General features: G+C 62.8%; 13 protein-coding genes. 4 read left to right on the top strand and 9 right to left on the bottom strand.

The genetic code is table 11. The features are described from left to right. Positions 1–19: 19 nt before the first annotated feature. Positions 20–1555, bottom strand: coding sequence for an exopolyphosphatase (gene ppx, locus AC1VON_RS17155; protein WP_172351087.1), 1536 nt, complete (start codon positions 1553–1555; stop codon positions 20–22). Beyond that, positions 1555–3756, bottom strand: a complete 2202-nt coding sequence (locus tag AC1VON_RS17150; protein ID WP_172351088.1) for an RNA degradosome polyphosphate kinase — start codon at positions 3754–3756, stop codon at positions 1555–1557. The genes ppx and AC1VON_RS17150 overlap by 1 nt, the downstream gene beginning before the upstream one ends. A 143-nt stretch (positions 3757–3899) precedes the next feature. On the opposite strand from AC1VON_RS17150, the gene AC1VON_RS17145 reads away from it, so the two are divergent. Next, a complete protein-coding gene (locus AC1VON_RS17145; protein ID WP_056563026.1) occupies positions 3900–4145 on the top strand; it encodes a zinc-finger domain-containing protein in 246 nt (81 codons plus the stop codon). A 19-nt stretch (positions 4146–4164) separates the two neighbouring features. Next, positions 4165–5403, top strand: coding sequence for an FAD-dependent monooxygenase (locus tag AC1VON_RS17140; protein WP_483124289.1), 1239 nt, complete (start codon positions 4165–4167; stop codon positions 5401–5403). A 130-nt stretch (positions 5404–5533) separates the two neighbouring features. Here the strand turns inward: AC1VON_RS17140 and AC1VON_RS17135 are convergent, their stop codons facing one another. The 6 genes from AC1VON_RS17135 to AC1VON_RS17110 all read right to left on the bottom strand — a co-directional run bounded on the left by AC1VON_RS17135 (position 5534) and on the right by AC1VON_RS17110 (position 11196). Next, positions 5534–6199, bottom strand: a complete 666-nt coding sequence (locus AC1VON_RS17135) for a TIGR02117 family protein (protein WP_483124288.1) — start codon at positions 6197–6199, stop codon at positions 5534–5536. Between the two features lie 100 nt (positions 6200–6299). Next, positions 6300–7049 carry an amino acid ABC transporter ATP-binding protein gene (locus tag AC1VON_RS17130; protein WP_031240865.1) on the bottom strand — a complete coding sequence of 250 codons (750 nt, stop codon included), beginning with the start codon at positions 7047–7049 and terminating at the stop codon, positions 6300–6302. Between the two features lie 79 nt (positions 7050–7128). After that, positions 7129–8286, bottom strand: coding sequence for an amino acid ABC transporter permease (locus tag AC1VON_RS17125; RefSeq protein ID WP_483124287.1), 1158 nt, complete (start codon positions 8284–8286; stop codon positions 7129–7131). A gap of 4 nt (positions 8287–8290) precedes the next feature. Then, entirely contained in the window at positions 8291–9478 is a 1188-nt protein-coding gene (locus AC1VON_RS17120) for an amino acid ABC transporter permease (RefSeq protein ID WP_483124286.1), read from the bottom strand. A 63-nt stretch (positions 9479–9541) separates the two neighbouring features. Next, complete coding sequence (locus AC1VON_RS17115; protein ID WP_172351093.1) at positions 9542–10570, bottom strand: amino acid ABC transporter substrate-binding protein; 1029 nt, start codon at positions 10568–10570, stop codon at positions 9542–9544. A 26-nt stretch (positions 10571–10596) separates the two neighbouring features. Then, on the bottom strand, positions 10597–11196 hold the full coding sequence (locus AC1VON_RS17110; protein WP_483124285.1) for a hypothetical protein: 600 nt from the start codon (positions 11194–11196) through the stop codon (positions 10597–10599). 51 nt (positions 11197–11247) lie between these two features. Between AC1VON_RS17110 and AC1VON_RS17105 the strand changes: the two genes are divergently transcribed. Both AC1VON_RS17105 and AC1VON_RS17100 read left to right on the top strand, forming a co-directional pair. Continuing rightward, on the top strand, positions 11248–12429 hold the full coding sequence (locus tag AC1VON_RS17105) for a cystathionine beta-lyase (protein WP_483124284.1): 1182 nt from the start codon (positions 11248–11250) through the stop codon (positions 12427–12429). A gap of 224 nt (positions 12430–12653) precedes the next feature. After that, positions 12654–13733 carry an HPP family protein gene (locus AC1VON_RS17100; protein WP_483124283.1) on the top strand — a complete coding sequence of 360 codons (1080 nt, stop codon included), beginning with the start codon at positions 12654–12656 and terminating at the stop codon, positions 13731–13733. A gap of 80 nt (positions 13734–13813) precedes the next feature. Here the strand turns inward: AC1VON_RS17100 and AC1VON_RS17095 are convergent, their stop codons facing one another. Next, on the bottom strand, positions 13814–14671 hold the full coding sequence (locus AC1VON_RS17095) for a crotonase/enoyl-CoA hydratase family protein (protein ID WP_483124282.1): 858 nt from the start codon (positions 14669–14671) through the stop codon (positions 13814–13816). Between the last annotated feature and the right edge of the window lie 6 nt (positions 14672–14677).

Raw genomic sequence — 14677 nt, 5'->3', positions numbered from 1 at the left:
CTCGATCCACCGGAACGCGCTATTTGACCGAAACGCTCGGCCCGCCTTCCACTGCCAGCACCAGCCTGCGGTTGGTGATCCGAGCCAGCTGCGCCAGCCGGCCGGCCGGCCGCTCGCCGTAGAGGTCCGAGAGCGAGGCCGGCAACACCAGCGCCAGCACGCCATTGGCGCGCTGCTCCCATTTCAGCCTGGGCATGATGCCGGGCATCGAGGCCGTCAGCAGATAGACGACGCGCATCATCGCCGCCAGCACCCGGGCACGCTCGAGGTAGCGCGGCGTCGCCAGCGCCTTGATTTCCGGCGCGATGGATTCGTTGAAGATGCCGTCGTGACGATAGGCGTTGGCCAGTGCCAGGAAGGCACGGCCCGGATGGTCGACGCCGAAGAAAGAGGCATGGGCAATGATGTTGAGCGATTGCCTGCCGCGATACTCGGGATGCGCGCGCCAGCCGATATCGGCCAGCAGTGCGGCGGCATGGCGGTAGCGCGCCTCATCCTCGGTCTCGTCGATGCCGAAGGCAGCGAAGGATTTGGCCGTCCAGTCGACCAGTTCATGCGCATGGGTGACCGAGCGCGAACGCAACCGGGCGAGCTCCTCGGACGCCGAAATCAACGGATCCGCCTTCTGCTCCGCCTCGTCGAGCAACGAATATAGGAAGCCTTCGCGCACACCGAGCGCCGAGACGATGATCTTCGACGGCTGCATCGCCGCCATGATCTCCTGCAGGACGATGGCGCCGTAGGGCAGCAGCGAACGGCGGTTCTTCGAGACGCCTTCGATCCCCTTGACCTTCTCGATCTCGGCTTTGCCCACCTGCTTGAGAAAGTTCGCCGCACTGTCGGCTGATATCTCGTAATGGTGCATGACGCCGAGCGGGTAGTTCGTCATCTCCATGTGCAGCCGGGCCAGGTTTCGCCAGGTGCCGCCGACGGCGTAAAAAGGCCGGCCCTGCCCGCCCTTCAGCAGCTTGGCCCGCGCAAGCTCTTCGCGCGCGATCTTCTGCGCCTGAGTGAGCGAGTTCTTTGCCATGTCCTGCAGGCGCAGGCCACCGAGCGGCAGCGTTATGCCGTCACCGATCGCCTCGCCACTGACGTCGACCAGTTCGAGGCTGCCACCGCCCAGATCGCCGGCGATGCCATTGGCCGGATGGAAGCCGGAAATGACGCCGAGCGCCGAATAATAAGCTTCCTGGCGCCCGCTGATCACCCGGATCTCGGTCTTGAGCACGTCCTCGGCCCGATGGATGAAATCGGGACCGTTGATCGCCTCGCGCGCGGCGGCGGTGGCCAAGACATACATATGCTCGGCGCCGGCCTGGTCGGACAGCGCGCGAAAGCGGCGGAACTCCTCCATCGAGCGCGTCACCGCCTCGGGGTCGAGTTTGCCGGTCGAGACGATGCCGCGGCCAAGACCGGCCAGCATCTTTTCGTTGAACAGCATGGTCGGCGAGCGCGCCAGCCCTTCATAGACAACGAGGCGGATCGAATTCGACCCGATGTCGATGATGGACAGCGGTCGGCGATCCTGCAGCCGGCCCTGGGAATCAGACAGCATCAGGTGGACGCTGCGGCGTTCTTCTTGCGGCGCTTGAACTGCGCGATGCGCCTGGGCGCATGCGACTTCAGCGCGTCACCCCGTCCGGACAGGCTCGGATTGGTCATGAAATATTCCTGCGCGTTGAACGGTTCCTCGCCCTCCTCCAGCACCACGCGCCGGGAGGTTCCATCAGCCAATACGTCGAAACTTTGCTGATTGTCCATGATATTGCCAAGCATGATCTGGCCGAGCACCTGTTCATGCACAGTTGGATTGGTGATCGGCACCATGGTCTCGACGCGACGATCGAGATTGCGCGGCATCAGGTCGGCCGAGGAAATGTAGACGATCGCCTCGTCCGACGGCAGGCCATGGCCGTTACCGAAGCAGTAGATACGGCTGTGCTCGAGGAAGCGGCCGACGATCGATTTGACCCTGATGTTTTCCGACAGGCCCGGCACCTGTGGCCGCAGGCAGCAGATGCCGCGCACGACGAGGTCGATCTCGACACCGGCGCGGCTGGCATCATAGAGGGCGTCGATGATGATCGGGTCGACAAGCGCGTTCATCTTCATCCAGATGCGCGCCGGCCTGCCCTCCAGTGCATGGGCGACTTCGTCGGAAATGTGCTGCAGGATGCGGTTCCGCAGCGTGAACGGCGAGATCGCCAGCCGCATTTCGGCGGTCGGCTCGGCATAGCCGGTGATGAAATTGAACAGCTGCGCGACGTCGCGGGCAATCGTCGGGTCAGTGGTGAAGAAGGACAGGTCGGTGTAGATGCGCGCGGTGACCGGATGATAGTTTCCGGTGCCAAGATGCACGTAATTGCGTAGCTTGCCATCCTCGCGCCGCACCACCAGCGACATCTTGGCATGGGTCTTAAGTTCGAGGAAACCGAACACGACCTGCACGCCGGCGCGCTCCAGGTCGCGCGCCCAGCGGATATTGGCTTCCTCGTCGAAGCGCGCCTTGAGCTCGACCAGTGCGGTCACCGACTTGCCGGCCTCGGCCGCGTCGACCAGCGCGCGCACGATCGGGCTGTCGTTGGAGGTGCGGTAAAGCGTCTGCTTGATCGCCACCACTTCGGGGTCGGCCATTGCCTGGCGCAGGAACTGCACCACCACGTCGAAGGATTCGTAGGGGTGGTGGACGATGATGTCCTTCTCGCGGATAGCGGCAAAGCAATCGCCGCCATGCTCGCGGATGCGCTCGGGAAAGCGCGGATTGTAGGGTGTGAATTTGAGGTCATCACGGGGCACGGCGACGATCTCCGAGATCTGGCTGAGCGCCAGCGGTCCGGTCAGGACGCTGATGCGGCTCGATGACACGCCGAGTTCGCTGGCCACGAAATCGCGCAATTCGCCAGGCATCAGCTTGTCGAATTCGATGCGGATCACCGATCCGCGACGGCGGCGCTTCAGCGCGGTCTCGAATAGGCGCACCAGATCTTCCGATTCTTCCTCGACCTCGATATCGCTGTCGCGAATGATGCGGAACGTGCCTGAGCCCTTGACCTCGTAGCCGGGGAACAGCTTGCCGATATAGAGCCCGACCGCCTCTTCCAGCGGGATGAAGCGGACATGGTGCTTGCGATCCGGAAGACGGATGAAGCGCTTCAGCGCCACTGGCAGGCGCAGGAGCGCGCTCATTTCCTCGCCGTTCTTGCGATGGCGAAGCTGCAGCGCCATCGAGAAGCCGAGATTGGGAATGAACGGGAACGGATGCGCCGGGTCGATCGACAGCGGGGTGAGCACCGGAAACACCTGGTCCTGGAAATGCTCTTCCAACCAGATCTTCTCGTCCTTGGTCAGAGCGTCGCGGGTGATGGTCTCGATGCCTTCCTTGTTGAGCAGCACAGTCAGCGCCGAAAGGCTCTTCTGCTGGTCTTCCTGCAGCCGTTCGACCTCCCGCAGCAGTTGTTCGAGCTGCTGCTCGGGAGTGCGGCCATCAGGGCTCTTCAGCACGATGCCCTCGCGGACCTGGCCGGCGAGGCCGGCGACCCGCACCATGAAGAATTCGTCGAGATTGGCAGCCGAGATCGAGAGGAAACGAACGCGCTCCAGCAGCGGATGATGGGTGTTCAGCGATTCCTCGAGCACGCGGCGATTGAACTGCAGCCAGGAAAACTCGCGATTGACGAAACGATCGGGATTGCCGCCTTCCGGGCTCGCCGCTTCGACATTGATGAATTCGCTCTGCACCGGCTTCAGTTCGTTCATGGTTCCTGCTCTTTCCACCGCTCAGCCGGTTAACCGGCTTAACTTATCCTCTGACAGGCTTTTGCGACAGTTTCATTTCATCGATCTTGCAAAGAGACCTGTTATGATCCAGATGCATGCGAGACTGCGTTAAGGAGACGACGATGGCAGGCGGTTCCATTCCCCATTTCCAGAACGATGCGGGCCATCCGGCGATTGACATCGGCGTCAGGGAATTCATGTGCACGGGCGCCAACCCGCCTTTCGATCACCCGCATGTGTTTCTCGACATGGGCGACGACAATGAGAAGGTCTGCCCCTATTGCTCGACGCTCTACCGCTATTCGCCAAAGCTGAAGGCGACGGAAACGCTACCTGCCGGCTGCCTCTACATCGACCAAGCCGCCTGATTCCTTCGCGACGGACCTGATGGAAGACACGCGCTCCCGGCAAATCGTCATCGCCGGAGCGGGCGTCGCCGGGCTGACCTCGGCACTTGCTTTTGCCAGACGCGGCTATCCCGTGCAGGTGTTCGAGCAAGCGCCGCGCCTGGAAGCTGTGGGCGCCGGCCTCCAGCTTTCCCCCAACGCGACACGCATCCTGCGTGACCTCGGCGTACTCGACCGGCTGTTGCCGGCGGCGGTGCGGCCGGAGGCCGTGGTGCTGAAGGATGCGAGGACGTTGCGCGAATTGGCGCATGTGCCGTTGGGGCAGTCGGGTGAAGACCATTGGGGCGCTCCCTATCTCGTCGCGCACCGGGCCGACCTGCAGAGCGCGCTGATGGCGCGTGTTGCCGAGATGCCTGATATCCATCTCACCCTCGGGGGGCGTGTCCAAAGAATTGCGACTGGCAGCCATGGTGTCACGGCGACCGTCGAGATCGGCGGCAAGACGGCGGAAGAACAAGGCTCCTTGCTGGTCGGCGCCGATGGCGTCTGGTCTTCTGTGCGCGGGCTTGTCGATGCAAAAAGGATGGCATCGCCAAGAAACCGTTTTTCGGGAGAGTTGGCCTGGCGCACTACCGTCGCTTCCGACAGCAGCGCCGGGCGGGCTTTCGCCGCGATCGGCGCAGCCGATTGCGTCACGACTTTCCTGCATCCGGGTTTCCACATGGTCGCTTATCCGGTCAGCAAGGGCGACGCATTCAACCTCGTCGCCTTCACCAAAGGCGAGCGCATTGCCGAGGGCTGGTCCGGCCATGCCGATCCCGGCATCCTCGCCGCCGCCATGCGCGGCACCGCGCCAGGGCTTGTGCAGCTGGTGGAAATGGCCGGCCCGTGGCTGACCTGGCCGTTGCATACCGTCGAACAGAAACAGCCCTGGACAACGCCGGCCGGCGTTGCGCTGATCGGCGATGCCGCGCATGCGATGACGCCATTCGCGGCACAGGGCGCGGCGATGGCGATCGAGGATGCCGCGACGCTTGCCACTCTGGTCGCCGGCTTCCCCGCCGATCCGCGACAGAGCCTCACCATCTGGGAGAATCTGCGGCGGCCGCGCGTGGAGAAGGTGCTCAAGCGCGGTGCGCTCAACCGGCTTGCCTGGCACGCCCGGGGCCCGGTGGCGCTGGCCCGCAACCTGGTGCTGGCGACGCGGCCGGCGGAGAAGCTCGCGGCCGATCTCGACTGGCTTTATGGCTGGGAGGAACCGAAGGTCGTCAGGCGGTAGGACGTCGAGACAAGTCAGCCCGATAGGTTGTCGGGACAGCGCCTCCCTCTGTCCTGCCGGACATCTCCCCCCACTGAGGGGATTTTTGGCGGCTTTGGCGCCGGCGTCATCTTGGAAACGTTGCCGAGTCTCAATTATACAACCGCATCGACCACCCCAGCGACACCGGCAGCGGGTTCCACCAGCCGGTCCGCAGGCCAGCGGTACGCAGAGCGGCAGCGGTCCAGGTGTTGCATCCGACCAGCGCGTTGAAATGGCCGTTGGCTTCGAAAAAGCCGTCGAATTTTGAATAAGCGGCGTTCTGGACATGGATCGGACCGTTCAGTCCCTGCTGAAAACTGGCCTGGATGAAATCGAGCAACGCCGCGAACCGCTTCCCGTCAATGTCGAAGCCCGCGACATCCGGGTGTGGTTCGGCGATGGCGCCGGCGACATCGACATGCATCACCGAGGCATCGAGCGTCAGCGCCTTCATCACCGGACCGGCTTTGAGTTCGGACCAGGTCGGTGTTTCCAGATAGAAGGCGCGGCCTCCCCAACCGAAGACGATGTAGCGCACCTCCGGACTATCGGCCGGGATGCCGGCTCCGACCAGAAAATGAAAGCGCTGACGCACGGCATCGTCCACCGGGATGGCAATGTCGGTATGGATCGGATTCTTCAGCACCAATATGTGCCGCATGCCCTCGCCCGCGGATGCCGCCGGCCAGAGCGGGCGCGGCACCAGCGTGCCGAGGCCCGCTGCAAGCACGATCACGGCGAGCGATATGGAAAGGAAACGCAGGACTTTTCTCATCGATGACGCCCGCTGCTCTGCCGCCAATCGCATCAGCCGACCCATAACAAAAGAGCCCGGCCGCATTGCGGCCGGGCTCTTGCGCTCGGTGTGAAACCGGTCAGTGCAGGATCTGCGACAGGAACAGTTTCGTGCGCTCATGGCGCGGATGGTCAAAGAATTCGGCCGGCGTGTTCTGCTCGACGATCTGGCCCTGATCCATGAAGATCACCCGGTTGGCGACCTTGCGGGCAAAGCCCATTTCGTGGGTGACACACAGCATGGTCATGCCTTCCTCGGCGAGCCCCACCATGGTCTCCAGAACTTCCTTGATCATTTCCGGGTCGAGCGCCGAGGTCGGCTCGTCGAACAGCATGATGCGCGGGTTCATGCACAGCGAACGCGCGATCGCCACACGCTGCTGCTGGCCGCCTGAAAGCTGTCCCGGATACTTGTTGGCCTGCTCCGGGATTTTCACGCGCTTGAGGAAATGCATGGCGATTTCCTCGGCCTGCTTCTTGGGCGTCTTGCGCACCCAGATCGGCGCCAGCGTGCAGTTTTCCAGGATGGTCAGATGCGGGAACAGGTTGAAGTGCTGGAACACCATGCCGACCTCGCGACGCACCTCGTCGATCTTCTTCAGGTCGTTGGTGAGTTCCTTGCCGTCGACGATGATCTTGCCCTTTTGGTGCTCCTCCAGCCGGTTGATGCAGCGGATCATGGTCGACTTGCCGGAGCCCGAGGGCCCGCAGATGACGATGCGCTCGCCGCGCATCACCTTCAGATTGATGTCCTTCAGCACATGGAATTCGCCATACCATTTGTGCATGGCGATGATGTCGATGGCGACATCTGTGGTCGAGATGTGCATCTTGGCGGCGTTGACCTTGATCTCTTCCGCGCTGACGGCATTTTCGGTGGCCATTGACAGGGTTCCCTTGGTCTTTCGTTTAGCGTTTGTGGCCGGTGTCGAGCCGGCGTTCGGTGTACATTGAATAGCGCGACATGCCGAAGCAGAACAGCCAGAAGACGAAGGCGGCAAAGATCAGGCCGGACTTGGCCGTCTGCGCCGTCGCCCAGTTGGCGTCGGAGAAGTTCTGCTTGACGATGCCAAGCAGGTCGAACATCGAGATGATGGTGACCAGGCTGGTGTCCTTGAACATGCCAATGAAGGTGTTGACGATGCCCGGTATGACCAGCTTCAGCGCCTGCGGCATGACGATGAAATACATCTTCTGCCAATAGCCGAGACCGAGCGAATCGGCACCCTCATATTGCCCCTTGGGAATCGCTTGCAGGCCGCCGCGCACCACTTCGGCCATATAGGCGGCCGCAAACAGCGACACGCCGATCAGCGCGCGCAGGTACTTGTCGAAGGTGACGCCCGGCGGCAGGAACAGTGGCAGCATGACGCTGGCCATGAACAGAACGGTGATCAGCGGAATGCCGCGCACGGCCTCGATGAAGATGACGCACAGCATCTTGACGATCGGCATTTTGGAGCGCCGGCCAAGCGCCAGCACGATGCCAAGCGGCAACGACACGACGATGGCCACAAAAGATAGCGACAGCGTTACCAGCAAGCCCCCCCAGCGCGCGGTTTCGACATGTTCCAGACCGAACACGCCGCCCACCAGCAGGAAGAACGCCACTACAGGTAACCCGACAATCAGCAGCAGGGCGTTGAGGCCCTTGCGCGGCACGCTCGGGATCAGCATCGGCACCATAAGCACGACGAGCAGTATGCCAACCAGAATCGGCCTCCAGCGTTCCTCGAGCGGATAGGTTCCGAACATGAACTGGCCGAACTTGGCGTTCACAAAGGCCCAGCAGGCGCCAGACCAGCCGTCCGGCTGAATTCCGCCTTGCGTTACCGTGGCACAGACGGTCCGGTTCGGTCCTGTCCAGACAGCGTTGATGAAGGCCCAGTTGATGATCTGCGGGAGGATCATCACCACCAGTGCGATACCGATTATGGTCATAATGGTATCGCCCGTCGAGGCGATCAAGTTCCTGCGCACCCACGCACTGAAGCCCGAGACGCCGGCAGGCGCCGGTTGCGCCAGCACCATTTCGGTGCGAACCCAGGACATATCATGTTCTTGCATGTCCTTACCTCTCCACCAGCGCCATTTTGGCGTTGAACCAGTTCATCAGCAGCGAGGTCAGGATGCTGATGGCCAGATAGATCACCATCATGATGACCACGCATTCCACTGCCTGGCCGGTCTGGTTGAGCACCGTTCCGGTCGTCGCCGTCAGGTCGGGATAGCCGATGGCGATGGCGAGGGAGGAATTCTTGGTCAGGTTGAGATATTGGCTGGCCAGCGGCGGAATAACGATGCGCATGGCCTGCGGCACGACCACCAACCGCAGCGCCTGGCCGGAACGCAGGCCAAGCGCCGCCGAGGCCTCGCTCTGACCCTTGGCGACACCGCGAATGCCGGCGCGCACGATTTCGGAAATGAAGGCGGCGGTATAAAACGACAGCGCCAGATAGAGTGACAGAAACTCCGGCTTGACGACGAAACCGCCGCTCAGGTTGAAAGTCGACTGCTTGGGAAAATCGAAAGTCAGCGGAAAGCCGCTCAGCGCGTAGGCGAGCAGCGGCAGCCCGACAATCAGCGCCAGTGATGTCCAGAACACCGGGAATTGCTGGCCGGTCGCCATCTGGCGCTGATGCGCCTTGCGGGCGACGAACCACGCCATGGCGATGCCGACAAGCAGACCCACCAGAATCAGCCAGGAGCCGTCACCCCAGATAGCGCGCGGGAAATAGAAGCCGCGCTGGTTGAGGAAGGAACCGAAAGGCAGATGATAGCTGTCACGCGGCGCCGGCAGCACGGCCAGCACGCCGGAATACCAGAAAAAAATGACCAGCAGCGGCGGGATGTTGCGGAACACCTCGACATAAACGGTACAGATCTTCTGGATCAGCCAGTTTTTCGACAGCCGGCCGATGCCGACGATGAAACCGATGATGGTGGCGGTGATGATGCCGACAAAGGCGACGATCAACGTGTTGATCAAGCCGACGATGATGGCCCGGCCATAGGTGGAGTCCGACGTGTAGGCGATGGGCGTGTCCGAGATGTCGAAACCGGCGCGGCCCCTCAGAAAGCCGAAGCCGGAGGCGATGTGAAGGTTCGTGAGGTTCACGATGGTGTTGTGGACAATCCACCAGACACCCGACACCAGCAAAGCAACGACCAGGCATTGATAGAAAATGCTGCGGACTTTGGGATTGTTTATAAGAGAAGCCCGGCTGGGCTCTTCGCGAAGAACTTCCTGCGATGCCATGTGACCGTCCCCTGGAAAGAGAAACCGGAAGGCAGAGTATCTGCCTTCCGGATCACATTTCGGTCAGCGGATCGGCGGAGCGTATTGCAGGCCGCCCTTGGTCCACAGCGCGTTGATGCCGCGCGCGATCTTGAGCGGGCTGCCCGAGCCGACATTGCGATCGAACATTTCGCCGTAATTGCCGACGGCCTTGACGATGTTGACGACCCAATCGTTGGAGACGCCGAGATCGGTGCCGATCTTGGTGTCGGCCTCCTGGCCGAGCACGCGCTTGATCTCCGGGCTGGCCGAATTCTTCATCTCATCGACATTGGCCTTGGTGATGCCGAGTTCCTCGGCGTCGAGCAGCGCGAAATAGGTCCACTTGACGATATGATACCACTGGTCGTCGCCTTGGCGCACGGCCGGGCCCAGCGGCTCCTTGGAGATGATCTCGGGCAGCACGACGTGATCGGCCGGCGAGCCGAGCGTCAGGCGGATGCCGTAAAGGCCCGACTGGTCGGTGGTGTAGACGTCGCAGCGGCCGGCATCATAGGCGGCATTGACCTCTTCGAGCTTCTCGAAGACGACCGGATTGTACTCCATCTTGTTCGCCTTGAAGTAGTCGGCGAGGTTGAGTTCGGTGGTGGTGCCGCTCTGCACGCAGACGGCGGCGCCCGAGAGCTGGAGGGCCGAATTGACGCCCGGCAGCTTCTTGGCGTTGATCATGAAGCCTTGGCCGTCATAGTAGGTGGTGCCGATGAAATTCAGGCCGAGCGCGGTGTCGCGGTTGATGGTCCAGGTGGTGTTGCGCGACAGGATGTCGACCTCGCCGGACTGCAGCGCGGTGAAGCGCTCCTTGGCGCTGAGCGGCGTGAACTTGACCTTGCTGCCGTCACCAAAGACGGCGGCCGCGACAGCGCGGCAGAAATCCGCGTCTATGCCCTGCCAGTCGCCCTTGTCATCCGGCGCCGAGAAGCCAGCCAGACCGGTCGAGACGCCGCACTGGATGAAGCCCTTCGCCTTTACGGTGTCGAGCGTCGTGGCCGACGCGGCCGACGCCATCAATCCAAGCGTAGCGGCGCCAAGAATGCCGATAGCAATATGTTTCATGACCCACAGACCCTTTTCTCTGTTTTTCAGGCAAACCCTGATCTTTTTTCCCGCGTGAACGCAGCTCCCATCCCGGCCCATTCCCGGAACCCCGCATCGTAACCGACGCGCCGCCTCCCATTCACGAATGGCATCGAAGGCGATAATTCCGGTGAGGTCAAGGAAAATGACCGAATCCGAACGTGTTTGAAAATCGATTGCCCGAAATGCCCGAACCGCAGACAAACGCGCTCGATATCCAGGCCGTGAACCCATAAATCTGCCGAACGGACGGCATGCAAGATCCTCTGCGACCCGATAGCCAACTTATTATTACTGCACAGCAACACATCAACGCTGCACCAACAGCCGACACTTCTTGACCAGTTGGCGCTCAAGCGCCCGATTTTACCGACGGCATAGTGCATGCTCGACATCGTCCCGATCTCGTGAGCGATCCGGCCCGCAGCAGCTCGAATTCCAGAATCGGCGAGCGCTCTCTCTATTGCCGCGCGCAGCGATATCGTATCCGGGTTCGGCAGCGCGATGCCCGAGCCGGTTCGGCCGGCACATGACAGAAGACGGCCTCCGCGAAAGAAATTGGCATATCCGAAGTCGGTTTCCTGGCGAACGCCATGCTGTTGCACGGCCCATGCCGCCGCACTATGGCTAGCGGCCTACCAGAAGAGGCAGGACGAATGGCAAAAGACGGCAACAAGCAGGGTTCCGGCACTGTGGGCATCAACACGCGGCTTGCCCATTCGGGTAACAACCCGCACGACTATTTCGGCTTCGTCAATCCGCCGGTCGTGCATGCCTCGACGGTGCTGTTTCGCAATGCCGCCGCGATGGCGAGCCACAGCCAGAAATACACTTACGGCACGCGCGGCACGCCGACGACGGACGCCCTTGCCCAGGCCATCGATGCGCTGGAAGGATCCGCCGGCACGATCGTGGTGCCATCGGGCCTGGCGGCGGTGACCATTCCGCTGCTCGCCTTCGTATCGGCGGGAGATCATCTGCTGATCGTCGACAGCGTCTACCATCCGACCCGCAATTTCGCCGACACGATGCTGAAGCGGCTCGGCGTCGAGGTGGAGTATTATGATTCCCGTATCGGCGCCGGCATCGCCGCCTTGATCAAGCCCAACACCAGGGTGGTGTTCACGGAATCGCCGGCGTCCAACACATTCGAGGTGCAGGACATCCCGGCGATCGCCAAGGCGGCGCATACGGCCGGCGCCATCGTGATGATGGACAACACCTGGGCGACGCCGCTCTATTTCCGGCCGCTCGACCATGGCGTCGACATCTCCATTCATGCCGCGACCAAGTATCCGGCCGGCCATTCCGACGTGCTGCTCGGCACGGTGTCGGCCAATGAAAGCTACTGGAAACAGCTCTATGAGAGCTTCTGCACGCTTGGTTGCTGCGCAGGCCCCGACGATGTTTACCAAGTGCTGCGCGGCCTGCGCACGATGGGCGTGCGCCTGGAACATCACCAGCGCAGCGCACTTGCGATCGCGTCGTGGCTCGAAGGCCAGAAGGGCGTGGCGCGTGTGCTCCACCCGGCCCTTCCCAGCCACCCGGACCACGATTTGTGGAAACGCGACTTTTGCGGTTCGAGCGGCATCTTTTCCATCGTGCTTGCCGGAGGCGGCCAGAAGGAGCAGCACGCTTTCCTGGACGCGCTGCAGATCTTCGGGCTCGGCTATTCCTGGGGCGGCTACGAAAGCCTTGCGGTGCCGGTCTGGCTTGGCGACCGCGTCGTTGCACAAGCCCCTTATGAAGGTCCGCTGATCCGTCTGCAGATCGGCCTCGAGGATGTCGACGACCTGAAAGCCGACATCATGCGCGGGCTGGCCGCTGCCGCTACCTGACCGCGCAAACGGGCTGAGGCGGGACAGGACCGCCAAACGGCCGCAAGGCCTTGGCGCTGATGACAAAGCGCGAGCCGCTCGTGGCATCCCATTGCCGTGCGGCGCGCAATATTATTCTCCCGGACCGCGACTTTCCGGATTTGTTTGACTTTCAAATCCGCGGATTCGACCGCATTGCGTGCTGCACGGCATTCCCGACCAATCCATTTGTCACAAAGCTTGCCATGGCCTTTCGTCTTTTTGTCCCCATCCTTGCCGGCGCGACGCTACGCGAACGCATCCTGGCGTGTATCGGCGCCACGATCGGCATCGCGCTGACCGGCGTGATCAGCGGGCTGGCGATGGGTGGCGGCCCGCACGTGGCCCTGCTGGTGGCGCCGATGGGCGCCTCCGCCGTGCTTCTCTTCGCCGTGCCGGCGAGCCCGTTGGCGCAGCCCTGGTCGATCATCGGCGGCAATTCCATATCGGCGCTGGTGGGGGTGACCGTGGCGCATTTCGTCCATGATCCGGTCATTGCATCGGGCCTCGCCGTAGCTTTCGCGATCGCGGCGATGTCGTTCACGCGCTGCCTGCACCCGCCAGGCGGCGCGGCGGCGCTGACCGCCGTGCTCGGCGGGCCTGCCGTTGTCAGCGCGGGCTTCCTGTTCCCCTTCGTGCCGGTGGCCTTGAATTCGATCATCCTGGTCACGCTCGGCTTCCTCTTCCACAGGCTGGCGCGGCGCACCTATCCACATGTCGCCGCACCCGCCGCCAACAGCCATGGGACAGCCGATCCGCCGGCGCAGCAGCGCGTCGGCTTCCGGCCCGAGGATATCGACGCGGCACTGACCACGCTCGACGAAACCTTCGACATCGACCGCAACGACCTCGAACGGCTCCTGAGACAAGTCGAGCTGCAGGCCATGGTGCGCTCACACAGGACGTTGCTCTGCGAGGACATCATGTCCCGCGACGTCGTGTCAGTGTCGGAGCAGGCCACCATCGAGGAGGCCCGCCAGCAGCTGCTCGATCATAATATCCGGACCCTGCCGGTGGTCGACGCGGACGCCCGTCTGGTGGGCGCGGTCGGCCTGCGTGAACTGACGAGGGCCAGCGACACTGTGAAGGGCGTCATGTCGAGGGCCGGCACAGCCTCGCCCGACACGCCGGCGATGGGCCTGCTGCCGGTGCTGACCGACGGGCGCAGCCACGCCGTGGTCATTGTCGACCGCGAACGGCGCATTCTCGGCCTGATCACCCAGACCGATCTTCTGGCGGCGGCCGCGCGCGTGCAGACGACAGACAAGGCACTGGCGGAGGCTTAACATAGGAAAGCCAGGCAGGGCCGCAGCGATCGACTATTTCTGCCGCTTCCATCCCAACATGGCCATCTCGACGTTTCGCCCTAACCCGCCGCCTGATCGAGCCGTAGCGAGGCGCGCCTGGCTTCGTCCGGCCTTGCGATGTGCGTCCAGGAGCCGTCATAGCCGGGCTTACGCCGCTCGATCCAGGCATCGAGCCCTTCGCGCAAATCAACGGTCGGAGCCATGCGGGCGAACTGCTCGGCCTCGACCAGAAGCCCTTCGGCGACGCCGAGATTGATGCCGCGCGCCACCGCGGTGAGGATGCTGGCGAGTGCTGCCGGCGAATGCGTGATGATGCGGCGGGCAAGATCGTGCGCCGCCGGCATCAGATCGACATGCGGCACGACCTGATTGACGAGACCAAGTTCGAGCGCCCGCGGCGGTGGAAACCAGTCACCCGTCAACAGCAATTCCAGCGCGCGCTTGCGCCCGGCAAGTCGCGGCAGGCGCTGCGTGCCGCCGAAGGTCGGCGGCATTGCGAGGTTGATCTCGGGTTTGGCGAACAGCGCGCGGTCGCTGGCGATGGCCAGCGGCACGGCTTCCGTGATTTCGCAGCCGCCGCCGAAGGCAATCCCGTTGACGGCGGCGATGATCGGCTTGCGGAAGGCCTCCAGCCGCGCCGTCAGCCGCTGGCCGCGCATGACGAAGTCGCGCAACGCCACATCCGTGCCGGCGGCGACACTCAGTGAGAATTCGTTGATATCACCGCCGGCGGAAAAGGCGCGTTCCCCTGCCCCGGTCAGAATGACGGCGCGGACCGCATTGTCGGTCTCTATCGTGTCGAGGATCGCGAGCAGGCGATCGATCAGGGCATAGTTCAGCGCATTGAGCTTTTCGGGGCGGTTGATGGTGAGGACGCACACCCCGTCGCGGGTCTCGTTCAGGACAAGATCGGCCATTGTTCT

Source organism: Mesorhizobium sp. HAY1-8B (genome assembly GCF_056868045.1).
Note: the sequence above shows the minus strand (reverse complement) of the source record. Positions and strands in the feature narration are given on the sequence as shown.